The organism is Ornithinicoccus hortensis (genome assembly GCF_006716185.1).
In the GTDB taxonomy this organism is placed as follows: domain Bacteria; phylum Actinomycetota; class Actinomycetes; order Actinomycetales; family Dermatophilaceae; genus Ornithinicoccus; species Ornithinicoccus hortensis.
Window position 1 is genome coordinate 3,795,655 of the sequence record NZ_VFOP01000001.1, and the last position, 25,718, is coordinate 3,821,372.

The following is a 25,718-nucleotide window of genomic DNA, read 5'->3' on the forward strand; positions in this document are numbered from 1 at the left end:
GGGGGCTACCCGCCCTGGTTCACCTTCTCCTGCGAGTTCTCGAACTCGGGTGAGTCGAACACCTCACCGGCCAACGGGTCGCGGGTGTGCTCGACCTGCACGTCCCCGGTCCCCAGGTCGACCCGCACGTGCCCCGGGCTCAGCGGTCGGTAGGGGACGATCGGCCTGCCCTCGCCCATCCCCGGCCCGGCCTCGCCCGGCTCGAAACCGCCGAGCGTCGCCGAGATCCCGCGCAGCCCCTTCAGGGCCCCGCGGCGCTGCGCCGGCGCACCGCCGTCCGCTTCGTCGCCACCCGGTTGCGGGAGCACCTGCAGGTAGTTCGGCATCGTCGCCACTTCGTGCCGGAAGGCCCTGAGCAGCGACAGGCAGGCCAGCACCAGGATCACCGACAACGGTGCCGCGGTGAAGATCGACAGGGTCTGCAGGGCGGTCAGCGCCACGCTGCCCCCGACGACGAGCAGCGCCGCCGCGGCGGCACCCTCCAGGACGGACCAGTAGACACGGGTCACGATGGGCGTCTCCACGGTCCCGCCCGAGGCGAGCATGTCGATCACCAGCGAGCCGGAGTCCGAGGAGGTGACGAAGAAGAAGACGATCACGATCATGGCCACGACGCTCAGCACGGTGGTCAGGCCGCCGGGCAGCGACTCCAGGAACTGGAAGAGGGCGGTGTTGCTGTCGACCGTGGTCGCGCCCGTCTCCGGGTCCACCACCGTCATCGAGCCGCTCTCCTGCTGGAGGCGGATCGCAGAGTTGCCGAAGATGGTGAACCACAGCAGGCTGGCCACGGTCGGCGCGAGCAGCACGCCGACCACGAACTCCCGGATCGTGCGCCCGCGCGAGATGCGGGCGATGAACATGCCGACGAAGGGCGCCCAGCTGGTCCACCAGCCCCAGTAGCCGATGGTCCAGGCGGCCTCCCAGCCGTCACCGGTGAAGGCGCCCACGTGCCACATCGACTCGGGCAGCAGGCTGAGGTAGGTCCCGACGTTCTCCGGGAAGGACTTCATCAGGAAGATCGTCGGTCCCAGGACGAACACCAGGACCGCCAGCAGTGTGGCGACCGACATGTTGAAGTTGGAGAGCCACTTCAGGCCCTTGTGCACCCCGGAGACCACGGACCAGACGGCGATCGCGGTGATCACCACGATGAGGCCGATGATCAGGGCGGGGACCTCTCGGCCCAGCCGAGGAACTCCAGGCCACCCAGGATCTGGCTGACCCCGAAGCCGAACGAGGTCGCCACGCCGAACAGGGTGCCCACGATGGCGATCGTGTCGATGGTGTGCCCGATCCAGCCCTCGACCCGCTTGCGGCCGATGAGCGGCTCCAGCAGCCACCGCACCGCGAGCGGGCGTCCCCGCCGGAAGGTCATGGAGGCCAGACCCAGGCCCACGACGGCGTAGATCGCCCAGGGGTGCAGCCCCCACTGCAGCATCATCAGGCCCACCGACTCCTGGGCCGCGGGCAGCGACTCCGCCTCGTTCCCGAAGGCCTCGGGCGGGATCACGTAGTGCGACAGCGGCTCGGCGACCCCGAAGAACACCAGCCCGATCCCCATACCGGCGCTGAAGAGCATCAGGAACCAGGACACCAGGCCGAACTCCGGACGTTCGTCGTCGCGACCGAGCCGGATCCGGCCGACGCGGGACACGGCGCAGTAGAGCGCGAAGAACAGGAAGATGTTGACGGCCACCACGTACCACCACCCGACGCCGTCGGTGATCCAGCCGTTGAGCTGGGTCACCCCTTCGTCGAGGGCCTCGCCGGCCGGCTGAACACGATGGTGGCGATGATCAGGCCGATGATCGCCACGGACGCGCGGACGAAGACCCCCGACCGAGTCGTCCCCATCATCCGCCCCTCCGGAGCCGTCCGGGCGTCGAGGCCATGCGCGGGCCAACTTCCTCAGATCGTGCGGGCTGCGGTCGTGGGCCGGTCGGCCCGGTGGACCGCCAGCCATCCGTGTGAGCTGGTGTCACCTCCCGCGGTACCAGGTCTGGGGACTGCGCGCCGCAATCCTGTCATAGTCCGGACCACCGCGGACCGGGCTGTGCCACACCTCCCCCGGTCAGCGACGGCCGGAAAAGGGGTGGCGGCCGGCCGCGCCGACCCGGCAGGGTTCGTGGCATGACGGACGTGCACTGGCTCGGCCAGGACCAGATCTGGGACACCGTGGCTGCGGAGAACTACGACTCTCCGGGCACCGGCATGTTCGCCCCGGAGGTGCTCGGCCCCACGGTCGACCGGTTGGCCGGGCTGGCTGGGGACGGGCCGGTCCTGGAGTTCGCGATCGGCACCGGTCGCGTCGCGGTGCCGCTCGCCGGGCGGGGGATCCCGGTCAGCGGCATCGAGTTGTCCGCGCCGATGGTCCAGGAGCTGCGCCACAAGGTCGACGAGACGACCCTGCCGGTCGTCATGGGCGATATGGCGACCGCCCGGGTGGCCGGTGAGTTCTCGCTGGTCTTCCTGGTGTTCAACACGATCGCCAACCTGCTCACCCAGGAGGAGCAGGTCGCCTGCTTCCGGAACGCCGCGGCCCACCTGCGGCCCGGTGGCCGGTTCGTCATCGAGCTCTGGGTGCCGGAGCTGCGGTCCCTGCCCCCGGGCAAGCGCGCCACCGTCGGGGCGGTGGAGGACAGCTACCTCCTGGTCGACACCTACGACGTGCTGCACCAGCACGTGGTCTCCCACCACGTCCGGTTCGGCGACGGCCGGGAAGCCCGGATCGGTCGCACCCCGCACCGCTACGTCTGGCCCGCGGAGCTGGACCTGATGGCCCAGCTGGCCGGCTTCGAGCTGGAGTCGCGGCACGCCGACTGGACCGGCGGCGAGTTCACCGCCGAGTCGACCTCGCACGTCTCCGTCTACCGCCTGCCCGGCGCAGCCGACGCCTGACTAGCGATGTCCTCGGGACGAGGACACCTCACGGCCGGACACGCATCGTGCCGAGTGGACGCGTTGTGGCCGCTCCCGGCCGAAAGAACGGCAACAAGGCGTACGGTCGGCGCCTCCTCGCTCAGCCGCCAGCGTCGGCCAGCACCTCGGCCAGGCGGCGCCGGCCGTACTCGACGAACGCCGGGTGGGTGTCCCAGTAGTAGGAGATCCCGTCGACGGCCAGCGCCAAAATCCACCCGCGGGCCCTCAGCCAGGTCACGTCGTCCACCCCCAGCTCGCGCCGGTAGGTCTCCCGCGCGGCCGGGGACACCATCGCCCACACGGCACCGGCATCGATCGTCGGGTCGCCGACCGACAGGCCGCCGAAGTCGACCACGGCGCTCAACCGGTCGTCGGTGACCAGCAGGTTGAACGGGATCAGGTCGGTGTGCACCCAGCGGTCCTGCTGCTGCGCCGGGAGCGCGCACGCCTCGTCCCACAACCGGGCTGCGCGGTCGAGGTCGTCGGGCAGGCCCCGTCGGCGGCAGCCGGCCAGGCCCCGTTGGACCAGGTCGTCCACGGCGGACAGATCACCGGCACGGAACCAGCCCGGACGCCGGTGGACCGGCACCTCGGGCAGCGGCGCGTCCCACAGCGCCCGCACGAACTCGGCCAGGTCCCGGACCAGCCGGTCCTCGTCCCGGACCGGGTTGGTCCACGCGTCCTGGCCAGGCAGCCAGCGGTAGACCGCCCACGGCCACGGGAACCCGGGGCCAGGAACCCCCCTCTCGACCGGCTCGGGGACCGGGAGCGGCAGGTGCGGGGCGAGCGTCGGCAGCCAGGCCAGCTCCGCGGCGATGGTGGTCACGGAGCTGCTCCGCCGGGGCATCCGCACCACGAGGTCCGGGCCCAGCCGGTAGAGCACGTGCGCCGACCCCGCGGAGTGCAGCCGGGTCAGCGGGAGGTCGTGCCACCGGGGGAACTGGGCGTCGACCAGCCGCCGCACCACCTCGGGCGCGGCCACCAGTTCGTCGGCGTGCAGCACCGGCTCGTCGTCGACGAAGCCGGTCGCCGTCGGTCCGCCACCCATGCCCCCAGCGTAGACGGCCCGGGACGGACGTCCGCTGGCTTCGCCCGGTCCGGCGGCTCGGCACACCCGGTCCGGGCGAGCAGCGGGGCTCAGCCCTCCGGCATGACGGTGGCGGCCAGCACCGCCCCGAGTTCCTGACACGCCGCCAGGGCCTGCCGGTCCGGCTGCCCGGTCACCTCCAGCGGCGGGGCGACGGCATCCCAGCCGAGCGCCGAGGCGATGCTCCCGATCGCCCGCACGGCACCCTCCAGGCCCTCGTTCCCGTGGACGTACACGGCATACGGGCGGCCCCGGGTCGCATCCAGGCACGGGTAGTAGATCTGGTCGAAGAAGTGCTTCAGCGCCCCCGACATGTAGCCGATGTTGGCCGGCGTGCCGAGCAGGTAGGCGTCGGCCTCCAGGACGTCCACGGCCGAGGCGGTAAGGGCCGGCCGCACGACCACGTCCACGCCCTCGATCTCCTCGTCGCGCGCCCCGGCGAGCGCGGCCTCGAGCAGCGCCTGCATCCCCGGGGACGGGGTGTGGTGCACCACGAGCAGCCGCCTCCGGTCGGCGACGGGCTGCGTCGCGGGGTCCTGGGGCCGGGTCATGCGCCTCAGGCTACGGGCTGTCGAGGAGGACCGGGAGGGGCCCCGCGCTCAGTACGCTTGTCCCGTGTCCGTGACGCCCACCGCGCCCCATCGTGCCGCCCGGCTGCCCTACCGGGTGGTCGCCGTGGCGACGGTGCTGACGCACTTCGGCTTCGTCGTGCTGGCGGTCTTCGGCGGCTACCTGGCCTGGTGGCAGCCGTGGGTGGTGTGGCTGCACCTGCCGGCCCTCGCCTGGGCTGTCGCCGGTCAGGTCCGGGACCTGGAGTGCCCGCTGACCGTGCTGGAGGACTGGGCCCGGCTGCGCGGCGGGTGGCCGGCGCTGACGCGGACCGGCTTCATCGACCACTACCTCACCGGGGTGGTCTTCCCGGCGTCGTGGAAGCCGGCGATGCCCTGGATGCTGCTGGCCCTGGTCATCCCGTCCTGGGTCGGGCTCGCCCTGCGCTGACCGGCCCCGCGGCCACGGGATCGACCGGGTCGCGGCTCAGGTCCCCGGTCCGGCCGCGACGACCCGGCCACCGTCGGCGCCCGCGCCGGGGCCGAGCTCGATGGTCCAGTCCGAGGTGGCCAGCGCGGCGGGGTCGTGCTCGACGACGACCACGGTGTGCCCCGCGTCCACGAGCGCGTGCAGCGTCGCGAGCAGCCGGTGCACGTCCGCCGGGTGCAGGCCCGAGGTCGGCTCGTCCAGCAGGTAGAGGGTCGCCGCACGACGCTCCTTCTGCAGCTCGGTGGCCAGCTTGATCCGCTGCGCCTCGCCGCCGGACAGCTCGGTCGCAGGCTGCCCGAGGGTCAGGTAGCCCAGCCCCAGGGCCTGCAGGGCGGCGAGCGCGCGCCGGACCGGGGGCTCGCCGTCGAACACCGGCAGCGCCTCGTCGACGGTGAGCCGGAGCACGTCGGCGATGGTCCGGCCCTCCCAGGTGACCTCGAGCGTCTCCGGGTTGTAGCGGTCACCGCCGCAGGTCGGGCAGGTGGAGTAGGTCCCGGGCAGGAACAGCAGCTCGACCGCCACGGCACCCTCCCCCTGGCAGGTCTCACAGCGCCCGGCGGCGGTGTTGAAGCTAAACCGACCGGCGGTGAAGCCGCGCTCCCGGGCCGCGTCGGTCTGCGCGAACCGCTTGCGCACGTGGTCGAACAGCCCGGTGTAGGTCGCCAGGTTGGACCGCGGCGTCCGGCCGATCGGCTTCTGGGTGATCGGCACCAGCCGGGTCGGGCGCCCCTCCCCCTGCGCCGACGCCAACCCGACGCTCCCCCCGTCGTCGGTGGGCTCGTCGGGATCCGGCTGGTCCTCCACGCGGGCCAGTCGGTCGCCGACGGCATCGTGTATGCCGTGCAGCAGGGTGGTCTTGCCCGACCCGGACACCCCGGTGACGGTGGTGAAGGCCCGCAGCGGCACCCGGACCTCCAGCTGCTGCAGGTTGTGGGCGGACAGGCCGGAGACGGTGAGCCACCCGGAGGGTTCGCGTGGCCCGGCCGCGGTCCCGGGGCCGTCGGCACGGACCTCGCGCGGGTGGACCGGCTGCGCCAGGTAGCGGGCGGTGACCGACCCGGCAACGTCGGCCAACCCGTCGACCGGCCCGGAGTAGAGGACGTGGCCGCCCTGCGTCCCCGCGCCCGGGCCCACGTCGACCACCCAGTCGCAGGCGCCGACCACGGCCATGTCGTGCTCGACCACGAGCACCGAGTTGCCGGCCTCGACCAGGCCGCGGAGCACTGCCAGGAGCGGTTCGACGTCGCGGGGGTGCAGCCCGGCGGAGGGTTCGTCGAGGACGTACACCACGCCATACAGCCCGGAGCGCAGCGACGTCGCCAGCCGGAGCCGCTGCAGCTCCCCGGTCGAGACCGACGGTGTGGGACGGCCCAGGTCGAGGTGGCCGAGCCCGAGGGTGAGCAGGACGTCGAGCCGCCCCGTCAGGTCGGTCAGCAGCATCCGCTCGGCGGCCTCCGTGGCGGTGCCGTCCTCCGGCAGGTCCGCCAGCCGGGAGCGCAGGACCGGCAGCAGGTCGGCGACCGGCCGGTGCTGCGCCTCGTCGATCGCCATCCCCTGCCAGGTGACCCGCAGCGCGTCCGGTCCGAGCCGGCGGCCCGCACAGAGCGGACACGGCGAGGTCTGCACGAACCGCAGCGCCCGGGCCCGTTGGGTGGCACTCTTGGTCTCGCTCAGCGTGCGCATCAGGTAGCGGGCGGCGCTGGAGTAAGTCCCCTGGTAGGGCCGGTGGATCCGCTCGGGGTCCCGGTCGGCCACGACGGTGACCACCGGCTGCTCGTCGGTGAACAGGATCCAGTCCCGGCTCTCCTGCGGGAGCTCGCGCCACGGTGCATGGATGTTGTGGCCGAGGGTGGCCACGATGTCGCGGTAGTTCTTGCCCAGCCAGGCACCGGGCCAGGCGGCGATGGCCCCCTGCGCGATCGACAGGTCGGGGTCGGGCACCATCGAGGCCTCGGTGGGCCGGTGGACCACCCCGAGGCCGGAGCACTCCGGGCAGGCGCCGACCGCCGTGTTCGGCGAGAAGTGGTCGGAGTCCATCGGCGCGACGTCCTCGGGGTAGTCCCCGCACCGCGACCACAGCATCCGCAGGGTGTTGCCGGTGGTGGTGATCGTGCCTACGGTGGAGCGGCTGGACGGCGCGGCCTGCCGCTGCTCGAGGGCGACCGCCGGCGGCAGGCCGGTGATGTCCCGCACCTGCGGGTCGATCGCGGTGTGGATCAGCCGCCGGGCGAACGGCGCGACCGAGTCGAAGTAGCGCCGCTGCGCCTCCCCGTGGACCGTCCCGAACGCCAGCGAGGACTTGCCCGACCCGGAGATCCCGGTGATCGCCACGAGCCGGTCCCGCGGGATCTCGACGTCGACGTCGCGCAGGTTGTGCAGCCGGGCACCGTGGACGTGGATGGTCACCGACCCATCCTCACACCCCGTCGCCGCCCCCGTCCGGGTCGCTCGGCCCCGGGTCGTGGGGGCCCGGCTCGTGGGGGCCCGGGTCGTTGGGGTCCGGCTCGCTGGGGTGCCCGGTCGCGTGCCGGGCGGCCAGGATGTGGGAGCGCATGACGGCCTCGGCCCACTCCCCGTCGCCGGCGCGGGCGGCCTCGACCAGTTCCTGGTGGTGCTGCATCGAGCGCTCGAGGGAGCGGGGGTCGTACTGCCGGAAGGTCCGGGTCACGATGGCGGGCCGGAACAGCGCCTGCAGCGCGATCGCCAGGTGCCGGTTGCCGCAGCGCTCGACGAAGACGGCGTGGAAGGCGTTGTTCAGCGCGGTGAGCCCGGCCGGGTCCTGCCCGCCCCGGACGACCTCCTGCATCCGGGCGTTCAGGTCCTCGAGCTCGGCCAGGTCCTCCTCCCCGAGCCCGGGCACCGCCAGCCGGCAGGCGACCGGCTCGAAGTGCGCCCGGATGTCGTAGAGGGCCGCGGTGTCCTCGGGGGTGAAGGACACCAGCTGGGCGCCCTTGTTGGGGGTGGCGTCGACCAGCCCCTCGGCAGCGAGCCGCTTCAACGCGTCCCGCACCGGGGTGCGGCTCACCCCGAGGTCGCGGGCCAGCGCCTGCTCGAAGAGCCGCTCACCGGCCTCGAACCGCCCCTCGGAGATCTGGGCGAGCAGCTCGGCATACACCCGGTCAGAGGCGTCGCCCGAGGTGGGCTCCGCGGACTCGCCGGCTCGCGGTTGCGACATGCGCTCCCCCTTCGGGTCGGCGGGCCGGGGCCCGCTGGGTCAGTCCGGCCAGCGCGCGCCGGCCAGGTCGGCCCGGCTGCCGCCGCGCGTCACGAACGACGTGGACGGTATGCCGGTCAGTTCCACGCTGCGTTCTACCACAGCCAGGTATGCCGTGAGGTCGATTCCGGTGCGGATGCCCAGGCTGTCGCAGAGGTGGACCAGATCCTCCATCGGCGCGTTGCCCAGGACCGTAGGGTCGCCGGGGAACCACAGGTCGCCGCCGAGGCCGGCGAACGAGGCCTCCAACCAGGTCGCCCCGGCGGCCAGTGCCGCGAGCGCGTTGGCGGGGGCGAACCCATTGCGGTTGTGCAGGTGCACACCGACCTCCAGGTCCGGGTGCCGGGCGAGGGTCTCGGTGACGCCGGCGAAGACCTCGCCGGGGTGCTCCTGCCCGGAGGTGCAGGCCAGGTAGACCCCGGCGGCCCCCGCGTCCACGGCCGCGTCGACGACCCGCTCCCGCTCGGCGCGCGGCACCGGGCCGCGGGCGGGGGCGAAGAAGGAACAGGCCACGGCCACCACGAGGCGCGCCCCGGCGGACTGCACGACACGGGCCACCTCGGGCAACTCGGCGAGGAGCTCGGCGGTGCCCCGCCGCTGGTTGCGCCGGCTGACCTCCTCGTCCGCGGACACGACGACCACGACCTCGTCCAGCCCGCAGTCGGCGGCGCGCTGGGCGCCGCGCAGGTTGGGCGCCAGGCCGCGGTAGCGCACGCCGTCCGGGCGCGGGACCGCCGCCATCACCTCCGCGGCGTCGGCGAGCTGGGGCAACACCTTGGGGTGGGCGAAGGACACGGCCTCGATCTCGGTGACGCCCGCGGCGATCAGCAGGCGGACCAGCTCGACCTTGTCCTCGGTGCGCAACGGCTCGGGCACGGCCTGCAGCCCGTCGCGCAGCCCCACCTCGACCAGGCGCACGGAGTCGGGCAGGGCGTGCGTCGTCATACCAGCCCCCGCTCCCTCAGGTCGGCGAGACGGTCGGCGGCGATGCCGACCTCGGCGAGCACCTCCTCGGTGTGCTCCCCGAGCGGGGCACCCGGCCACCGGACCCCGCCGGCGGTGCGGGACAGCCGGGGGAAGACGTTCTGCATCTTGAGGCCGCCGAGGACCGGGTGGTCCACCTCGGTGATCGACTCGCGGGCGGCGAACTGCGGGTCGGCCAGCATCTCGACCGGGCGGAAGATCTTGCCGTGCGGCACTGAGTGCTCGACCAGCAGCGCCTCCAGCTCCTCGGCCTCGAGCTCGGAGGTGAACTCCCCGATCAGCGTGTCCAGCTCGACCTGCCGCTCACCTCGCGCCAGGTGGGTGGCGTATCGCTCGTCGGTCGCCAGGTCCGGCCGGCCCATGGCCGCGGCGAGCCGGGCGAAGACGGTGTCCTGGTTGGCCGCGATGAGCATCCAGGTCCCGCCCTTGGTCGGGTAGACGTTGCTCGGGGCGATCTTGGGCAGCACCGCGCCGGTCCGCTCCCGCTGGTAGCCGGTCAGCTGCCACTCCGGCACGAGCGACTCCATCACGCCCAGCACCGCCTCGTAGATCGCGGAGTCCACCATCTGACCGCGGCCGCTGACGTCGCGTTCGCGCAGCGCGGCCAGGGCACCGATCGTGGCGAACATCGCGGCCAGCGTGTCACCGATCGAGATGCCCATCCGGGACGGCGGGGTGCTGGGGTCGCCCACGACGTAGCGCAGCCCACCCATCGCCTCCCCGATCGCGCCGTAGCCCGGCCGCTCGGCATACGGCCCGTCCTGCCCAAAGCCGGAGACCCGGACCATCACCAGACCGGGGTTCAGCTCGCGCAGCGCCTCGTACCCCATCCCCCAGCGCTCCATGGTCCCCGGCCGGAAGTTCTCCACCAGCACGTCCGCGCCGGCGATCAGCGACCGCGCGATGTCCTGCCCCTCCGGCTCGCGCAGGTTCAGCGTGACCGACTTCTTGTTGCGTCCCACGACCGACCACCAGAGGGACTGCCCCTTCGGCAGCTCCCGGCCCCACTGGCGCAGCGGGTCGCCGCGGCTCGGGTCCTCGATCTTGACCACGTCGGCGCCCAGGTCCCCGAGGAGCTGACCGCAGAACGGACCGGCCAGCAGCTGGCCGACCTCGACGACCCGCAGGCCCTCCAGCGGGCCGGATCCGGCGGGCTCGGGCTGCGGTGGCTCGGGTGCGGTGGTCACGGTGGCGGCTCCTTGTGGTGGGCGCGGGCAACGACGATTGCGCGATCTATTGCATGCAATGTGACAGAAGAATCTCGGATTCTCAACCCTTGTGTCCCAGATTCTTGAATGATTGTATGCAGACCCCTTGACGGGTGGACCGGTCCGCCCTAGCGTGGGCGCCAGTCAGACCCGTGACCGATGACCCGTTCCCGGCGCCGCCGCGCGCCGTCTGAGGAGGACCCATGACCTTTCGGCTCGGCGTGGACGTGGGTGGCACCTTCACCGACATCCTGCTCATCAACGAGGAGACCGGGGAGTCCTTCCGGGAGAAGACCTCCTCCACCCCGGAGGACCAGTCGATCGGCGTCCTGCGCGGGATCGAGGCGGTCTGCCGCACGGCCGGGGTGGGCACGGACGAGGTCCGCGCGGTGCTGCACGGCACCACGGTCGCGACCAACGCGATCCTGGAGCAGAAGGGCGCGCGGGTCGGCCTGGTCACCACCCGCGGGTTCCGGCAGATCCTGCAGATCGCCCGCTCCTTCGTCCCCGGCGGGCTGGCCGGCTGGATCATCTGGCCCAAGCCGGAGCCGCTGGCCGCGCTGGAGGACACCGTCGAGGTGACCGAGCGGGTCGGCAGCGACGGCGAGGTCGTCACCGAGCTGGACGAGGACGACGCCCGGGCCCAGCTGACCAGGCTGCGCGACCAGGGCATCGAGGCGCTGAGCATCAGCTTCATCAACGCCTACGCCAACGACCGGCACGAGGTCCGGGTGGCCGAGCTGGCCGCCGAGATCCTCGGCGACATCCCGATCTCCCGGTCCTCGGCGGTCCTGCCCGAGCTGCGCGAGTACGAGCGCACCCTGACCACCGTGGCCAACGCCTACGTCCAGGGCCAGGTGGCCCGCTACGTGCGCAACCTGGAGGGCCAGCTGCACGGCTCCGGGTTGGACGCGGACCTGTCCATCCTGCGCAGCGACGGTGGCCTGGTCTCCGCCGCGGTCGCCGCGGACAGCCCCGTGTCGCTGCTGCTCTCCGGTCCCGCGGGCGGGGTCACCGGCGCAGCCTGGGTCGCCGAGCAGGCCGGCTTCGAGGACATCCTCACCTTCGACATGGGCGGCACCTCGACCGACGTCGCCCTGGTGCAGGGGCTGACGCCCCGGGTCGGCCGCGAGACCAACGTCGGCGACCTGACCGTGCGCGCCACCTCGCTCGACGTGCGCACGGTCGGCGCCGGTGGCGGCTCGATCGCGCACGTGCCACCGCTGACCCAGGCGCTGCGCGTCGGCCCCCAGTCCGCCGGCGCCGTCCCCGGTCCCGCCTCCTACGGGCACGGCGGCACGGAGCCGACGGTGACCGACGCCGACGTCGTGCTGGGCTACCTGCCGCAGGAACTGGCCGGCGGCGAGATCAGCCTCGACGTCGAGGCGGCGCACGCCGCCGTGAAGGCGATCGGCGACGCGACCGGCCTGCCGTCCGTGCAGGCCGCGGCCGAGGGCATCTACGACATCGTCAACGAGAACATCTACGGGGCACTCAAGCTGGTCTCCACCCAGCAGGGCTTCGACCCGCGCGACTTCGCCCTGATGGCCTTCGGCGGGGCCGGCCCGCTGCACGCCAACGCGCTCGGGGTGCTCACCGGCGCCTGGCCGGTCATCATCCCGCCCTCCCCCGGCGTCCTCGCCGCGTACGGCGACGCCACGACGAGCATGCGGGACGAGGCGGTGCAGACCCTGATCCGCCGGTTCGGCGAACTCACCGACGAGGAGCTGCGCTCGCTGCTGCACGGCCTGGCCGAACAGGCCCGGACCTCGCTGCTCGAGGCGGGTCTGTCCGAGGAGGAGCTGACCACCAGCTTCGCGGTGGACCTGCGCTACCACGGGCAGGGCTTCGAGATCCCCGTGACGATCGACGCCGCGGACCTGGACGGTCCCGCGCTGGACACGTTGCGCGCGGCCTTCGACGCCGAGCACGACCGGCTGTTCAACTTCCTGCTGTCCAACGAGCACGAGCTGGTGACCGCCCGCGCCACCGTGAGCGGCCCCCGCCCGGAGATGGCCGCCACCGTGCTGGACGAGGGCGGGCCCGACCCGTCGGCGGCCGCCCGGCGCACCCACCAGCTGTGGGTCGAGGGCCAGGAGGTCGAGGCGACGATCTACGACCGCGCCAAGCTGCTGGCCGGCAACGTGGTCACCGGCCCGGCCGTGATCGCCGAGATGGACTCCACCACGCTCGTGCTCCCCGGGCACGCCGCCACCGTGCACCCCAGCGGCAGCCTGCTCATCCGCCCCACCGACTCCGCCGCGAAGGACTGACCCATGGCCGACTTGCTCCAGACCGTGACCGAGCCCCTGCCCAGGGTAGACGTCGACGTGGTCACCCTCGACCTGATCGAGAACGGGCTGCGCAGCGCCCGCTACGAGATGGACGAGGTGCTCTTCCGCACGGCGCTCTCCCCCGGCATCCGGGAGCAGCACGACGAGTTCCCGCTGATCGGTGACCCCGAGGGCAAGATGGTGGTCGGTCAGTTCGGGCTGTCCATCCCCGACTTCCTCGACAACTTCGAGGGCACCATCGAGGAGGGCGACGTGCTGATGACGTCCGACCCCTACTCGTGTGGTGCGGCGATCAGCCACGCCAACGACTGGTTGGTCGTCATGCCGATCTACTTCGAGGGCCGGATCGTCGGGTGGGCCTCGCAGTTCGGGCACATGTCGGACGTCGGCGGCAAGACTCCCGCCTCGATGCCGACCGACGCGCGGACCATCTTCGAGGAGGGCGTGGTGATCCCACCCTTCAAGCTCTACAAGAAGGGGCAGCTGGACGAGGACGCTCTGCGGATCATCCTCAACCAGGTCCGCAAGCCCGACTGGAACCGGGCCGACCTCAACGGCATCGTCGCCGCCTGCCGCACCGCGTCCCGCCGGGTCCAGGAGATGTGCGCCAGGTTCGGCGCCGACACCTACACCTCGGCGCTGGAGGCCCTGCTCGACCGCAACTACCGGGCGATGAAGACGCTGCTGGCGATGGTCTTCGAGGAGGGCAAGCCGCTGTCCTTCACCGACTACATCGACGACGACGGCCGGGGCAACGGCCCGTTCGAGCTGACCATGACGATCACCCGCACCGGAGACAAGGTGCTGATCGACCTGGCCGGGAGCAGCCCGCAGGCCGAGGGCCCGATCAACTACTACATCAACGAGAACCTGATCCGGATGTTCTTCGGCATCTACATGATCACCGTCGCCGACCCGCAGATCCTGTGGAACGACGGCTACTACCCGCTGGTGGACGTCAACATCCCCGAAGAGTCCTTCTGGAAGCCGAAGTACCCGGCGGCGCTGAACGGCCGCAACCACGGCATCGGCCGGCTGTTCGACCTGTTCGGCGGCCTGCTCGGCCAGTCCAACCCGGACCTGCTCAACGGCGCCGGGTTCTCCTCCTCCCCGCACTTCATGTACTCGGGCAACTACTCCGAGGGCGAGCGCAAGGGCGAGTGGTTCCAGCTGTACTCGATCGGCTTCGGCGGCATCCCCGGCCGACCGGTCGGCGACGGCCCCGACGGCCACTCGCTGTGGCCCTCGTTCGTCAACATCCCCTGCGAGTACCTGGAGTCCTACTACCCGCTGCGGATCGACCGCTGGGAGACGGTGACCGACACCGGCGGCGCCGGGCTGCACCGCGGGGGCAACGGGGTCGACGTCTCCTACCGCTTCCTGGAGCCGGGCACCATCGCGATCCACGACGACCGCTGGCTCACCTACCCGTGGGGCGTCCTGGGCGGCGAGCCCGGCGCGCGCGGCACCAAGTGGATCGAGCGGGCCGACGGCACACGGGAGGTGCTGCCGAGCAAGGTACACGACGTCGAGGTGCACCGCGACGACGTGCTGCACTTCGTCACCTGGGGCGGTGGCGGGTGGGGCGACCCGGTAGAGCGGGACGCCGACCTGGTGGCGCTGGAGGTGCGGCGCGGCCTGATCTCCCCGGAGGGCGCCCGGCGCTACGGCGTGGTCTGCGACGAGGCCGGCACGGTCGACGCGGCGGCCACCGACGCGCTGCGCACCCAGATCCGGTCCGGCCGGACCGGCGACCTGCCGCTGTTCGACAAGGGCCCCGACCTGGAGACGATCCTGCGCACCGCCCAGGAGGAGACCGGACTGCCCGCCCCCACCGCACCGAGACCGCTGTGACCGGACACCCCCACCACAGGACCTCCGCGGCGGGCCCCGACGGCACGGACCGCGACGCCGCTCCTGTCTCCGAGGCGTTCGCGGAGGGATTCGCCGGGTCGCTGTCGCCCGGCCGACGCCCTGCCGTCCTCGCCGTCGACCTGATGCGCGCCTACTTCGAGCCGGGCAGTCCGTTCTGCCTGCCCGACGACGGGTGCGTCCGGGCCGCCGCGGAGGTCCTGTCCAGCGCACGGGAGGCGGGGGTGCCGGTCATCCACACGGTCGTGCGCTACGGCCCCGACGGTGTCGACGGCGGTGTGTTCCTGCGCAAGGTGCCGGCCCTCCGGCTGCTGATCGGGGACACCGACCTGGGCCGGCCGATGCCCCAGGTGGCCCCGCTCCCCGGCGAGCCGGTGGTGGTCAAGCAGTACGCCAGCGCCTTCTTCGGCACCTCGCTGGCCTCCACCCTCCAGTCCATGGGGGTGGACACCGTCGTGGTCCTCGGCGTGAGCACCAGCGGCTGCGTCCGGGCCAGCGCCGTCGACGCGCTCCAGCACGGCTTCGTCCCGCTCGTGGTGCGCGAGGCGGTCGGCGACCGCGAGCCGGCGGTGCACGAGGCGTCCCTCTACGACCTGCAGGCGAAGTATGCCGAGGTCGTCTCGCTCGCCGACACCACGGCATACCTCTCCGGCACCGGCCGGGCGGACTGACCCGCCCCGTCCGGACCGGCGCGGCGGTGGGAAGGTCCGCGCGGCTCAGCGGCGGTAGACGTCCACCAGCAGGCTGTGCTCGACCCCCGTCGTCTCCTTCCCACCGCCGAGGATCTGCTGCAGCAGCCGCGGGGGCTTGGGGAAGTCCTCGGGCAGCGCGTCGTTGTAGGCACGGTGCTCCTCCAGGGAGGCCACCGCCGCGTCGAGGTACCCGGTGACGTCGATGTAGTGGCTCCCGTCCCGCGGCGAGGGCACCACGATGGTGGGCACGTGCCAGGGTTCGAGCCCCTCCTGCACCAGTTCGGGGAAGATCCACCGGTTGCCGGCGGCCGCGCAGGCGTCGAGCGTCTCGACACCGACGGCGCGGTGGTCGGCCTGGTTGAGCGCCCCGGGCCCGAAGGTCAGCGCGAACGGCGTGCCGACGACCAGGTCCGGGCGGGACCGCCGGATCTCCCGCGCGATGTCGCGGCGCAGCGCGAGCCCCGGCTCGACCACGCCGTCACGGTGGGTGCCGAACCGGACCTCGCTCACCCCGACGACGGCCGCGGAGGCCCGCTCCTCCTGCTCCCGGACCGCGGCCGCCTCGTCCGGATTCATCGTGTCGATCCCCGCCTCCCCCCGGGTGAGCAGGAAGTAGTGCACCTCGGCGCCAGCCGCGATCCACTTGGCGACGGCGGCCGAGGTGCCGTACTCGATGTCGTCCGGGTGCGCGACGACGCACAGCACCCGCTCGAAGGCGTCGGTGAGTTCCTGGACCTGGCGGGGGTTCGTGGGGGTGGTCACACCACGACGCTACCCGCACCCGGCGAGGGCCGCCCGTCCCCCGCGGGAATGCCCCGGAGGGTGCAGCGGTTCCCCCGGCATGAAGATCGACATCTGGTCCGACATCGTGTGCCCGTTCTGCTACATCGGCAAGCGCCACCTCGAGCTCGCCCTGGAGCAGTTCCCGCACCGCGACCAGGTCGAGGTCGTGTGGCACAGCTTCCAGCTCGACCCGTCGGCCCCCGCCGAGGTCACCGAGCCGTCCAGCCAGATGCTGGCCCGCAAGTACGGCATGTCGGTCGAGCAGGCCCGCGCCAACCAGCAGGCGCTGGAGCAGCAGGCGGCCGGTGTCGGCCTGGAGTACCACCTGGAGACCACCCGGACCGGCAACACCTTCGACATCCACCGGGTGATCCACCTGGCCGCCGAGCAGGGCCTCGGCGACGCCGCCCACGAGCGGTTCATGAAGGCGCACTTCACCGACAACGAGCCGGTCAACGACCCGGAGGTGCTGGTCCGCCTGGCCACCGAGGTCGGGTTGGAGGAGTCCCGGGTCCGCGAGGTGCTCGCCGGCCAGGAGTATGCCGACGCCGTCCGGGCCGACATCGACCAGGCCCGCGCCTACGGCGCGCGCGGGGTGCCCTTCTTCGTGCTCGCCGAGGCCGTCGGCGTCTCCGGCGCCCAGCCGGTGGAGGTCTTCACCCGCGTCCTGGACCAGGCGTGGGCCACCGCCAACCCGCTGCAGATGGTGGGCGACGCGGCCGATGGCGAGGCGTGCGAGGGCGACTCCTGCGCGGTGTGACGCCCTTCGCGGACCCCCGCGGCGCCTCCCCCGCACGCGACGATCAGACGGGGGTGGCCAGCAGCTCCGTGAGGTGAGAGTCGACCTCGGCCAGGTAGGACTCCTCGAAGCCGAACAGCCCGAAGTGGCCGGCGACCGTGTGCAGCACCCGCAGCTCGCTGTTCGGCGTCAGCGCCTGCTCGGCGGCGCAGTCCCGCGGCGGGAAGAACATGTCCTCGTCGTGCGGCATCACGAAGACCTTGGCGGTGACCCGCCCGAGCGCCGCGGCGAGGTCGCCGCCGGTGTTGCGGGCGACGTCGCCGCGCTGCCACTTCCACCCCATCACCAGCAGCGCGTTGGGGTCCATCGCGGTGAAGACGGCGCGGATGAACCGGTCGCGGAACTCCTCGAAGGTGTCCCAGGTGACGTCCGGCAGCTCGATGCCGCGCCAGAACTCGGTCTTCCAGAACTCCGTCGACAGACCCAGCACCGCCCAGATGTCGGCGTGCCGGGCCAGCCCCGCCACCACGTCCGCGTGGTCGGCATACTCCCCGCCGTTCCAGCCCGGGTCCGAGGTGATCGCGTCCAGCAGCGTCTGGGTGAACAGGAAGTCGTGCGGGGTGTTCTGGGCCGTGCCGGCGATCGGGGCGGCGCGCAGCACCTTGTCCGGGAAGCGCACCGCCCACTCCCAGGTCTGCTGCGCACCCATCGACCCGCCGACGACCAGCGCCAGTCGCTCGATCCCGAAGACCTCGCGCAGCAGCTGCTCCTGGGCACGCACGTCGTCCCCGATCCGCACGTCCGGGAACTTCGACATCGCGATCTCGCCGTCGGTGTTGTGCGGCGAGGTGGACAGCCCGTTGCCGATCTGGTTGACCACGACGATGAAGTACTTCTCCGGGTCCAGCGCCCGCCCCGGCCCGATGTAGACCAACTCCCAGGTCTGGTGCGTCCCGGAGAACCAGGTCGGGATCAGGATCGCGTTGTCCTTGGCCTCGTTGAGCTCGCCGTAAGTGGCCACCGCCAGCTGCAGGTCCGGGATCACCCCGCCCTCCTCGAGCTCGAACCGGCCGAGCGAGTGGAGCTCGTAGGCCCCCTGGACCTCGGGCGTGTAGAACGGGTTCTCTAGGGCCATCGGACTCTCCTCATCGAGTGGGACCGGGGGTATGCCGCCAGCCTAGAGCCGGCCACCCCTGCAGGATTATCGGGTTACCCGGTAATCCTGCGCTTCGTACCAGAAACTTCCCGGTCGATAGCGCCAGGTTCCGGGGTGAAGCCGGCCCGAGGTGCCGATCCCGGGCGTCGATCCGGTCCGGGCCGCCTCACCGGTGCTGGACCACGTTGATCACGTTGCCGTCCGGGGCCCGCACGAAGAACCGGCGCACCCCCCACTCCTCGGTGGTCAACGGGTGCACGATCTCGTAGCCCAGCTCGCGGGCCTCGGCGTAGGCGGCGTCGACGTCCTCGGCGTGCACCGAGATCACCGGGTCTTCCGAGGCCCGGGCGTCCCGGGTGAGCAGCTACAGGTGGGCGCCGGTCTCCGGCGAGGTGAAGCGGGCCACCCAGCCCAGGTTGAACTCCTCGGTCGCCAGCCCCAGGAAGCCGGTGTAGAAGGTCCGGGCCGAGTCGATGTCGGGCACCCTCAGGTCGGCCGTCACCCGCGTGATGCGCATCGCTGCTCCTGCCTGTCGCGGACCTCCCGATCCTGCCAGACCTCGACCAAAGTCGCCCCCGGACAGATGCTTTGGACCGATGCACCCCTCCCGCCAGCCGCCTACGGTGGTGCCTCGTGAACCCGCTCCGCCTCCGCATCCTGCCCGTGCTCGGGCTGTACCTCCTCGCCCCGTGGATGGCCGAGTTCTCCTGGGGCGGGCTGGGCCTGACCGACATGGTGGTGGGCCTGCTCTACCCGCTCTACGGCTGCGCCGCGCTCCTGGTCCGCGAGGTCGCCCGCCGCACCGGCCGCGGCTGGCCGACGATGCTGCTGCTGGCCGGCGCGTTCGGGGTCCTCCAGGCCGGCGTGGTGGACCAGTCCATGTTCAACCCGCACTACCTCGACTTCGACTTCACCCAGCCCGCCCACGTCCCGGGCCTGGGGATCTCGGGGATCTACGCGCTGAGCTTCGTGGTGGGGCACGTGGTGGTGAGCATGGCCGTGCCGATCGCCCTCGTCGAGACGTATGCCGTGCGCCTGGGTCCGCGACCGTGGCTCGGCCGGGTGGGGCTCACCGTCGTCGCGCTGCTCTACGTCCTGGCCGCGGCGGCCAACTACGTGGACGTCAAGGAGAACTACGGCCACGGCTTCCAGGCGGCTCCGGCGCAGACCGGCTTCGCGGTCGCGCTGGTCCTGGTCCTGGTGCTGCTGGCGCTGACCCGGCGCCCGGGCACCCAGCCCGTCACCGGTGGGACCGCGCCGGCGCCCTGGCTGGTGGCGCTCGGGGCCTTCCTGGCCTACCAGTTCTGGCTGCCGCACGAGAGCTGGGCCGGGGTCGCGGTGGCCGTGGTGGTGCTGCCCGTGGCGGCGCTCACCCTCACCCGGTGGTCGCGGCGCGCGGGATGGGGACCGTGGCACCGGTTCGCGGCGGCGGCCGGGGTCGCCCTGGTGGGGCCGATCACCGCGTTCACCAGCGACCCGTACGAGGAGGTCGCCGCCTCCACCGAGCTCCTCAACGACGCGATCGCCACGCTCATCCCGCTGCTGCTGGTCGCGGCCGGGTGGTGGACGCTGCGCGCGACCGGGCCCCGGGTCGCGCACGGGGCGGCCCGCTCCGCCGTACCCTCGGACGGGTGAGCCGCTGCCAGTTCGTGACCGCCGCCCAGCTGGAGTCCGCCCAGGTCCTCGACCTGTACGACGCGGTCGGCTGGACGGCCTACACCCGTGACCCCGTGGCCCTGCACGAGGCCCTGGCCGGCTCGCACCGGCTCGTCGCCGCCCACGGCCCCGACGGCCGCCTCGACGGGCTGGCCCGCTCGATCTCCGACGGCGCCACCATCGTCTATCTGCAGGACATCCTGGTCCGGCCCGCCACCCAGCGCACCGGCCTCGGGCGGGCGCTCGTGCAGACCCTGCTGTCGGCATACGACGAAGTGCGCCAGCAGGTGCTGATCACCGACACCGAGCCCGGCCAACGGGCCTTCTACGAGGCCCTCGGGTTCACCGAGGCCCACGACATGGACCCCGGGATCCGGGCCTTCGTGCGGTTCCGCTGACGGCCCGGTGCGAGGATGGGGGTCCGGCGCCACGGCATACCGACTCCCGGGAGGTGATCCCCGTGGACCCGACCATCGAGGCCGTCGAGGGTGACATCACGACCCAACGGCTGGACGCCATCGTCAACGCGGCCAACAGCTCCCTGCTCGGCGGGGGCGGGGTGGACGGCGCCATCCACGCCGCCGCGGGGCCGGCCCTCCTGCGGGAGTGCCGCGAGCTGCGGGCGGGGCGCTACCGCGACGGCCTGCCGGTGGGTGAGGCGGTGGCGACCGGCGCCGGCGACCTGCCGGCCCGCTGGGTGATCCACACCGTCGGCCCGAACCGGCACCGCGGCCAGACCGACCCGGCGCTGCTCGCCGCCTGCTTCACCCACTCCCTCGACGTCGCCACCGAGCTTGGGGCCGGCAGCATCGCCTTCCCGGCGATCAGCGCCGGGGTCTACGGGTGGGACGCCGACGAGGTGGCCCGGGTCGCGGTCGACGCGGTCCGGGGCCGGGTCGACGGGGGCGAGCCGGTGCCGGGACTCATCCGGTTCGTGCTGTTCGGGCAGCGGGTGCACGACGCATTCCGGGCCGCGCTGCAGGCCTGACCCGGGCTGCTAGCGGACCACGAGCCAGGCGAGCGCCCCGGCCGCCAGCGCGACGACCACCGCGACCGCGGCGTGGAAGATCGGGCTGCGCGCGAGGACGGCGATGAACTCCCGGAGGACGGCGGAGGGGAAGTAGTAGCGGGCGGTCGGGGCCCCCACGACCTGGGCGTCCAGGCCGAGCTCCCGGGCGATGATCGCCGCCCGGAAGGCGTGGAAGTCGTTGGTGGTGACCACCAGCGAGGTGCCCAGCCCCTCACCCAACAGGAGGTCCCGGGACAGCGTCAGGTTCTCCTCGGTGGTGCGGGACCGGTCCTCGACCCGCACCAGCTCGGCGTCGGCCCCCTCGCGCAGGGCGTACCGGGCCATGACCGCGCCCTCCGGCGCGTCCTCGTCCGACCCCTGGCCGCCGGACAGCACCAGGACCGGGCGCCGCCCGGCCTCCTGCTCGGACCCGAGGATCTCCAGGCCCCGGTCGATCCGGGCGGCCAGCAGCGGCGGGACGCGGTCCCCGAAGACCTTGGACCCCAGCACCACGATGGCGTCCATCCCCGGGTGCGGCGCCTGCCGGGCATAGACGGCGCCGTAGACCACGAACGCGGTCAACAGCAGGCCGAACGTCGCCGACACCGCCAGGCCGGCCACCGCGGGGATGACCAGCCAGCTCCAGGACAGCACGATCCCCAGCCCGAGCAGGAGCAGCAGCCCGGCCACGCCACCCAGCGCCCCGAGGGTGAGCAGGTTGCCCAGCCCGTGGCCCTCGCGGCGGACCACGACCACCCCGGTGTAGGCCAGGTAGCCGACGAGCACCAGGTTGGCCACGACCAGTCCGACGGCCAGCAGGACCGCCAGGCCGCCCCCGACCATGGGGGACAGCGTCACCACGGTCAGCACCACCGAGACCACGAGGTAGCCCACTGCGCCGACGACGGCCACGGCCGAGCTCAGCCGCCGCGGGTCGGAGCCGCGCTGGCGCAGCCCCCTGCGCAGGTCCGGCTCCCGGGCGTCGACCAGCACCAGGCCGGACGCATAGCCGCTGATCCCCCGCGTGTCGACGAAGACGAGGCCGGCGAGACGGTGCATCCGGCGTCGGCGTGGCTGGCCAACGAGTCGGCGCACATCGAGGACGAGGCGGACGAGCACGACCTGCACGCCTTCCAGGCGATCCGCCGGATGGACGAGATCCTGGTCAACAACTTCATGGTGTTCCAGGACGTGGTCGAGGAGGGCTGCTACGACCTGGTCGTCGGCGACGAGGCGTGGGACGTCGACTACTTCCTGCACGAGAACCCCGAGCTGAAGAGGTTCGCGTTCGCGTGGATGACCGACTTCGTCGGGTGGGTCCCCATGCCCGACGGCGGCGAGCACGAGGTCGCCCTGACCGCCGACTACAACGCCGAGATGATCGAGCAGCGGGCCCGCTACGGCAGGGTCCGCGACCGGTCGATCTTCGTGGGCAGCCCCGAGGACGTCGTCGACCTCCCCTTCGGCCCCGGCCTGCCCGGGATCCGGGAGTGGACCGAGGCCAACTTCGACTTCGCCGGCTACGTCACCGGCTTCGTGCCGCCGACGCAGCAGGAGCGCGAGCAGGTGCGGCGCCGGCTCGGCTACGGCGAGGACGACCTCCTGTGCGTCGTGACGGTCGGCGGCTCCGGGGTCGGCGGGCCGTTGCTGCACCGGGTGCTCGACGCGGTGCCCGCCGCCCGCCGGCTGGTGCCCGGGCTGCGCTTCCTCGTCGTCACGGGGCCACGCATCGACCCGGCCGGCCTGCCGCGGCGGCGCGGCGTCAGCTATCGCGGCTACCTGCCCGAGCTCTACCGTCAGCTGGCGGCCTGCGACCTCGCCGTGGTCCAGGGCGGGCTGACCACCTGCATGGAGCTCGCGGCGGCCGACCGGCCCTTCCTCTACGTGCCGCTGCGCCACCACTTCGAGCAGAACGTCCACGTCCGGCACCGGCTGGAGCGCTACGGCGCCGGGCGCTGCGTGGACTACGAGGAGGCCTGCGACCCCGACGCGCTCGCGGTCGCGATGGCCAAGGAGCTGCACCGGGAGGAGCACGCCATACCCGTGGAGACCGACGGTGCGCAGCGGGCGGGCGAGATGCTCGCGGAGCTGATCTGATGCGCGCCCGGCGGCCTGACCAGCTACTAAGGCCGCCGGGGTGACCCGGCTCCCACATGGTGGTCACGGCTCGCCCCCGCTCCCCGGTATGCGGCCACCAGCAGCGGGTGCAGCTGCATCAGGTCGGCGTCGGGCGAGACGGCCCTCACGTGCACCAACGCGTCGCTGCGCTCACTGACGACCACGTCCCAGCCGGCCGAGCCCAGCCCCTCGGCCAGTCCCCGGAGCTCGTCCGCGTTGGGCCAGCTGGCCCTGCCGACGTAGAACGTCGGACGCCCGGACCTGGGGAGCGAGACCTCGCAGAAGCGCCGGCGCGGTTTGTCGGTGCCCCCTGGGCGCACCGCATACCAACGCCAGCGGGAGGAGCAGTTGCTCTCCGTCGCCACGAACTCGCCGACGTCGGCCCGGACCGCATTCTCCAGCGCCGCTATCCGATCGAGGACGGTCGGGTCGCTGATCCGGGCGCGCTGGTTGCTCACCCGGGAGGCCAGGTCGAGGACCCGGGCGATCGCCGGCTCCCGCTCACGGGTCTGGTGGCCCATCGTGACGGAGGTGATCTGCATGACCTCCTCGACGCGCTGACCGTCCACGGACTGTCCGTCGCGGAGGTCGAGGGCGTCTGCATACCTCGTGATGAACTCTAGGAACGCCCCGAACCGGTCCTTCTCGACGCCGTGCGTCACCCACGGCTCCTGGTCCTCCGGGTCACCGCTGTCATCCGCGAGCCGGAGCACGCCCTCGAGGAGCGCGCCCTTGCCGTCGGCGTCCCTCTCGTCCAGCTCGGCGTAGAAGCCGGCGTAGGCGGTCTGCAGTGCCGCGCTGCCAAGGAACTCGACCGGTCTCAGCCGGGGTGCGGACCCGCCCCGGACGTGGTCCTGGATGCACGTGTTGAGGGCGACGGCGTTGAGGATCCGCTTGACCGAGCGGGGATTGCGTCCGATCGAGGAACGGAGCAGGTCGACAGCCGTGGCCGAGTCCTCACCCAGGTCGGCGCTGTGCGCCCGCAGCAGCGGTTCGATCTCGAAGGAGGACACCGGCATGTGGAAGGGGACCTGGATGATCTTGTCGAAGAAAGCGGCGGCCTTGCGCTCGTCGAACTCGGGGCCGTACTTGTCACGGACGCCCTGGCGGACGACGTTGAAGTCGATGGCGAGCACGTAGACGCATCCGTCCACGTCCATCACCGTCTTGAGGATCTCCATGATCTCCACGGCCCGGGTGGGGCGGATCCGATCCAGGTCGTCGACGAAGATCACCGTCCGGTGCGCTGGTCCCTTGGCGCTGTTGTTGACCGCGACGATCTCGGCGAACTCCTCGCGAAGCTCCTCGAACAGCCCGGCGGGTCCACGGTCGTCCCCCGTCTCCAGGAGCTTCCCGACGAAGGCGTCCACCGTGGTCGAGGCGATGTCGCCGCCGATCCGGTCGGCGACGATGTGGCTGAACGTGCTGGCCGCCGCCCGGCCGGCCTTCGTCGTCGCCAGCCACGCTCTCCGCAGGAAGGCGTTCTTCCTGCCCGTGCCGTCGTCCGTCAGCCGGGTCATGATCGTCTGGAGCAGGTGGAAGGGGAGGTCCTCGCCGAGGTCGAACTGCGAGTACTGCCAGGTGTTGAACGAGACGACGGTGGCGTCGCGGAGGTGGCCCTGCACCAAGGACATCGTCGATGTCTTGCCGGTGCCCCAGTCACCCTGCACCGCGATGGTCATCGGCATGGGGCAGCGCAGGATGAAGTCCGCCAGACCCGCGGCGTAGCCGCTGATCCCGAGCTGGTCGTCCCGCTCCGACCCGACGGGCAGGTCGCTGATCCCGATTCCGTCCACAGTGAGGTTCCTTTCCTCGTGCAGGTGTGAAGTGCGCTTCCGGGCGCTACGCGTCGCCACCGCGGGCCGGTGCCCAACCGCGCAGTCCCGGGTCCCGCGCGCCCCGGTCGAGACGGCCGAGGACGGCGAAGAGGTGACCACCGGGGACCGGCGTTCGGCAGCTCAGCACCGACACCACCGTGAGGATGAGGAACCCGGAGAGCAGCTTGTCCGCCAGCGACATCATCAGGTTGGCGTGAAGCACGGCGAGCCAGTGCGGCTCACCCAGCGCGGTCAGGCCGTTGACGAACCCTGCCGAGTGCCCGGTGTCGCCGCCGAACAGCAGCAGCAGCAGAGGGGTGGCGAGGGAGGTGCAGACCAGACCGACCAGCACCGTCAGGCCGAAGAACCGCGGCAGCGAGCGCCCCTGGCCGAAGCGGCGCACGCCATACCCCCAGACCAGCGCCCCCGCGATGTTGACCACGACGAAGGGCACGGTCGTGAGGCCGTGCAGTCCCGTCCCCACCAGGTGCGTGGCGATCGCGACCAGCACCCCGTGCCAGGGTCCTAGCGCGATGGCGGCGATCCCGGTGCCGGCCATGTCGAGGAAGATGGTCAGGCCGAAGGCTTCCACCGTGGCGTATCCGAGCAGGTTGAGAGCGAGGCAGCCGAGCAGGACCAGTGCCCGGTATGCCGTCTCCCGGCCGACGGTCTCGTCGTCCGCGGGGCGAGGGGCCGGGGCCGGGCGGGCGGGGGCGTCCGGGGCCGTCGCCGGGGATGGGTCTGCGGCCCGGTCGGGCCGGACGGGCGGGGTGGTGGCGATGACCTCGGACGCCAGGCGGACGTGCAGGCACCGCTGCCGGAAGTGGTCACCGTCCCCTCCGAGCGCCTGCGCGATGTCGGCGACCAGGTCGGCGTCCAGACGGGTGCGGTCCTGGCGGAAGGCGTCGTAGACCGTGGTCCTGGCAGGGCGCGCGAGCCGGTCCGGCACCCCGGAGGCCTCCCGCAGCGCGGCGACCCGACGCACGATCTCGGCGTAGGAGGTGCCGCCGGCCTCGCCCCTGAGCCTCTGCAGGTCCCGCACGACCTGGTCGACGGAGTCGTCCGAAGCGTCCGTCTCCACGGATCCACCCCTTCCCTGCTGCGTCACCATTGCCCTGCCGGCACGTGCCCG

General features: G+C 72.4%; 25 protein-coding genes. 10 read left to right on the forward strand and 15 right to left on the reverse strand.

The annotated features are described in order from the left end of the window. Nucleotides 1-5 precede the first annotated feature (5 nt). A complete protein-coding gene (locus FB467_RS17730) occupies nucleotides 6-1,148 on the reverse strand; it encodes a BCCT family transporter (RefSeq protein WP_267128622.1) in 1,143 nt (380 codons plus the stop codon). Nucleotides 1,149-1,162: 14 nt separating this feature from the next. Continuing rightward, nucleotides 1,163-1,747 carry a BCCT family transporter gene (locus tag FB467_RS19435; RefSeq protein WP_267128621.1) on the reverse strand — a complete coding sequence of 195 codons (585 nt, stop codon included), beginning with the start codon at nucleotides 1,745-1,747 and terminating at the stop codon, nucleotides 1,163-1,165. Nucleotides 1,748-2,130: 383 nt separating this feature from the next. On the opposite strand from FB467_RS19435, the gene FB467_RS17735 reads away from it, so the two are divergent. Further along, nucleotides 2,131-2,898 carry a class I SAM-dependent methyltransferase gene (locus tag FB467_RS17735; RefSeq protein ID WP_141786274.1) on the forward strand — a complete coding sequence of 256 codons (768 nt, stop codon included), beginning with the start codon at nucleotides 2,131-2,133 and terminating at the stop codon, nucleotides 2,896-2,898. 121 nt (nucleotides 2,899-3,019) lie between these two features. Here FB467_RS17735 and FB467_RS17740 read toward each other — a convergent pair whose 3' ends face one another. Then, nucleotides 3,020-3,967, reverse strand: a complete 948-nt coding sequence (locus FB467_RS17740) for an aminoglycoside phosphotransferase family protein (protein WP_141786275.1) — start codon at nucleotides 3,965-3,967, stop codon at nucleotides 3,020-3,022. A gap of 89 nt (nucleotides 3,968-4,056) precedes the next feature. Further along, complete coding sequence (locus FB467_RS17745) at nucleotides 4,057-4,557, reverse strand: flavodoxin family protein (RefSeq protein WP_141786276.1); 501 nt, start codon at nucleotides 4,555-4,557, stop codon at nucleotides 4,057-4,059. Between the two features lie 64 nt (nucleotides 4,558-4,621). Here FB467_RS17745 and FB467_RS17750 point away from each other — a divergent pair, with 64 nt between their 5' ends. After that, nucleotides 4,622-5,005 carry a DUF2784 domain-containing protein gene (locus FB467_RS17750; RefSeq protein ID WP_170230822.1) on the forward strand — a complete coding sequence of 128 codons (384 nt, stop codon included), beginning with the start codon at nucleotides 4,622-4,624 and terminating at the stop codon, nucleotides 5,003-5,005. A 36-nt stretch (nucleotides 5,006-5,041) separates the two neighbouring features. On the opposite strand, the gene FB467_RS17755 is transcribed toward FB467_RS17750, so the two are convergent. From FB467_RS17755 to FB467_RS17770, 4 genes are read right to left on the reverse strand one after another with little or no spacing between them, the layout of a single operon-like run. Further along, a complete protein-coding gene (locus FB467_RS17755; RefSeq protein ID WP_141786278.1) occupies nucleotides 5,042-7,450 on the reverse strand; it encodes an excinuclease ABC subunit UvrA in 2,409 nt (802 codons plus the stop codon). A gap of 10 nt (nucleotides 7,451-7,460) precedes the next feature. After that, nucleotides 7,461-8,219: a GntR family transcriptional regulator gene (locus FB467_RS17760; RefSeq protein ID WP_141786279.1), complete on the reverse strand. Its 759-nt coding sequence runs from the start codon at nucleotides 8,217-8,219 to the stop codon at nucleotides 7,461-7,463. Between the two features lie 39 nt (nucleotides 8,220-8,258). Beyond that, a complete protein-coding gene (locus tag FB467_RS17765) occupies nucleotides 8,259-9,203 on the reverse strand; it encodes a beta/alpha barrel domain-containing protein (RefSeq protein ID WP_141786280.1) in 945 nt (314 codons plus the stop codon). Continuing rightward, nucleotides 9,200-10,429, reverse strand: coding sequence for a CaiB/BaiF CoA transferase family protein (locus tag FB467_RS17770; protein ID WP_141786281.1), 1,230 nt, complete (start codon nucleotides 10,427-10,429; stop codon nucleotides 9,200-9,202). The genes FB467_RS17765 and FB467_RS17770 overlap by 4 nt, the downstream gene beginning before the upstream one ends. A gap of 224 nt (nucleotides 10,430-10,653) precedes the next feature. Between FB467_RS17770 and FB467_RS17775 the strand changes: the two genes are divergently transcribed. The 3 genes from FB467_RS17775 to FB467_RS17785 are packed head-to-tail and all read left to right on the forward strand — an operon-like array spanning nucleotide 10,654 to nucleotide 15,287. Then, a complete protein-coding gene (locus FB467_RS17775; protein WP_141786282.1) occupies nucleotides 10,654-12,723 on the forward strand; it encodes a hydantoinase/oxoprolinase family protein in 2,070 nt (689 codons plus the stop codon). A 3-nt stretch (nucleotides 12,724-12,726) separates the two neighbouring features. After that, nucleotides 12,727-14,598 (forward strand): hydantoinase B/oxoprolinase family protein, encoded by a 1,872-nt coding sequence (locus FB467_RS17780; protein WP_141786283.1) that lies wholly within the window; start codon nucleotides 12,727-12,729, stop codon nucleotides 14,596-14,598. Continuing rightward, complete coding sequence (locus FB467_RS17785; RefSeq protein ID WP_141786284.1) at nucleotides 14,595-15,287, forward strand: isochorismatase family protein; 693 nt, start codon at nucleotides 14,595-14,597, stop codon at nucleotides 15,285-15,287. The genes FB467_RS17780 and FB467_RS17785 overlap by 4 nt, the downstream gene beginning before the upstream one ends. Nucleotides 15,288-15,332: 45 nt before the next feature. Here FB467_RS17785 and FB467_RS17790 read toward each other — a convergent pair whose 3' ends face one another. Then, complete coding sequence (locus FB467_RS17790) at nucleotides 15,333-16,070, reverse strand: PIG-L deacetylase family protein (protein ID WP_141786285.1); 738 nt, start codon at nucleotides 16,068-16,070, stop codon at nucleotides 15,333-15,335. A 79-nt stretch (nucleotides 16,071-16,149) separates the two neighbouring features. Here FB467_RS17790 and FB467_RS17795 point away from each other — a divergent pair, with 79 nt between their 5' ends. Further along, entirely contained in the window at nucleotides 16,150-16,851 is a 702-nt protein-coding gene (locus FB467_RS17795) for a DsbA family oxidoreductase (protein ID WP_141786286.1), read from the forward strand. A gap of 43 nt (nucleotides 16,852-16,894) precedes the next feature. On the opposite strand, the gene FB467_RS17800 is transcribed toward FB467_RS17795, so the two are convergent. The 3 genes from FB467_RS17800 to FB467_RS19200 form a co-directional block, all read right to left on the reverse strand. Then, the gene (locus FB467_RS17800) at nucleotides 16,895-17,965 is read right to left on the reverse strand and encodes an alpha/beta fold hydrolase (RefSeq protein WP_141786287.1); all 1,071 of its coding nucleotides are present in this window, start codon (nucleotides 17,963-17,965) and stop codon (nucleotides 16,895-16,897) included. A 187-nt stretch (nucleotides 17,966-18,152) separates the two neighbouring features. Then, on the reverse strand, nucleotides 18,153-18,314 hold the full coding sequence (locus FB467_RS19195) for a VOC family protein (protein WP_228393355.1): 162 nt from the start codon (nucleotides 18,312-18,314) through the stop codon (nucleotides 18,153-18,155). A 36-nt stretch (nucleotides 18,315-18,350) separates the two neighbouring features. Next, nucleotides 18,351-18,503: a VOC family protein gene (locus FB467_RS19200; protein ID WP_228393354.1), complete on the reverse strand. Its 153-nt coding sequence runs from the start codon at nucleotides 18,501-18,503 to the stop codon at nucleotides 18,351-18,353. A gap of 116 nt (nucleotides 18,504-18,619) precedes the next feature. On the opposite strand from FB467_RS19200, the gene FB467_RS19205 reads away from it, so the two are divergent. The 3 genes from FB467_RS19205 (at nucleotide 18,620) to FB467_RS17815 (ending at nucleotide 20,630) form a co-directional block, all read left to right on the forward strand. Then, a complete protein-coding gene (locus FB467_RS19205) occupies nucleotides 18,620-19,621 on the forward strand; it encodes a hypothetical protein (protein ID WP_228393353.1) in 1,002 nt (333 codons plus the stop codon). Next, the gene (locus FB467_RS19210; RefSeq protein ID WP_228393352.1) at nucleotides 19,618-20,040 is read left to right on the forward strand and encodes a GNAT family N-acetyltransferase; all 423 of its coding nucleotides are present in this window, start codon (nucleotides 19,618-19,620) and stop codon (nucleotides 20,038-20,040) included. Before FB467_RS19205 ends, FB467_RS19210 begins: the two co-directional genes overlap by 4 nt. A 62-nt stretch (nucleotides 20,041-20,102) precedes the next feature. Next, nucleotides 20,103-20,630: an O-acetyl-ADP-ribose deacetylase gene (locus FB467_RS17815; protein ID WP_141786289.1), complete on the forward strand. Its 528-nt coding sequence runs from the start codon at nucleotides 20,103-20,105 to the stop codon at nucleotides 20,628-20,630. 9 nt (nucleotides 20,631-20,639) lie between these two features. Here the strand turns inward: FB467_RS17815 and FB467_RS19215 are convergent, their stop codons facing one another. Continuing rightward, entirely contained in the window at nucleotides 20,640-21,710 is a 1,071-nt protein-coding gene (locus FB467_RS19215; protein ID WP_228393351.1) for a YdcF family protein, read from the reverse strand. Here FB467_RS19215 and FB467_RS19220 point away from each other — a divergent pair. Beyond that, nucleotides 21,705-22,748 carry a glycosyltransferase gene (locus FB467_RS19220; RefSeq protein ID WP_228393350.1) on the forward strand — a complete coding sequence of 348 codons (1,044 nt, stop codon included), beginning with the start codon at nucleotides 21,705-21,707 and terminating at the stop codon, nucleotides 22,746-22,748. The two genes, FB467_RS19215 and FB467_RS19220, sit on opposite strands and share 6 nt — an antisense overlap. A 26-nt stretch (nucleotides 22,749-22,774) precedes the next feature. On the opposite strand, the gene FB467_RS17830 is transcribed toward FB467_RS19220, so the two are convergent. Both FB467_RS17830 and FB467_RS17835 read right to left on the reverse strand, forming a co-directional pair. After that, nucleotides 22,775-24,565: a KAP family P-loop NTPase fold protein gene (locus FB467_RS17830; RefSeq protein WP_141786291.1), complete on the reverse strand. Its 1,791-nt coding sequence runs from the start codon at nucleotides 24,563-24,565 to the stop codon at nucleotides 22,775-22,777. Nucleotides 24,566-24,611: 46 nt separating this feature from the next. Next, a complete protein-coding gene (locus FB467_RS17835) occupies nucleotides 24,612-25,667 on the reverse strand; it encodes a hypothetical protein (protein ID WP_141786292.1) in 1,056 nt (351 codons plus the stop codon). Nucleotides 25,668-25,718 lie beyond the last annotated feature (51 nt).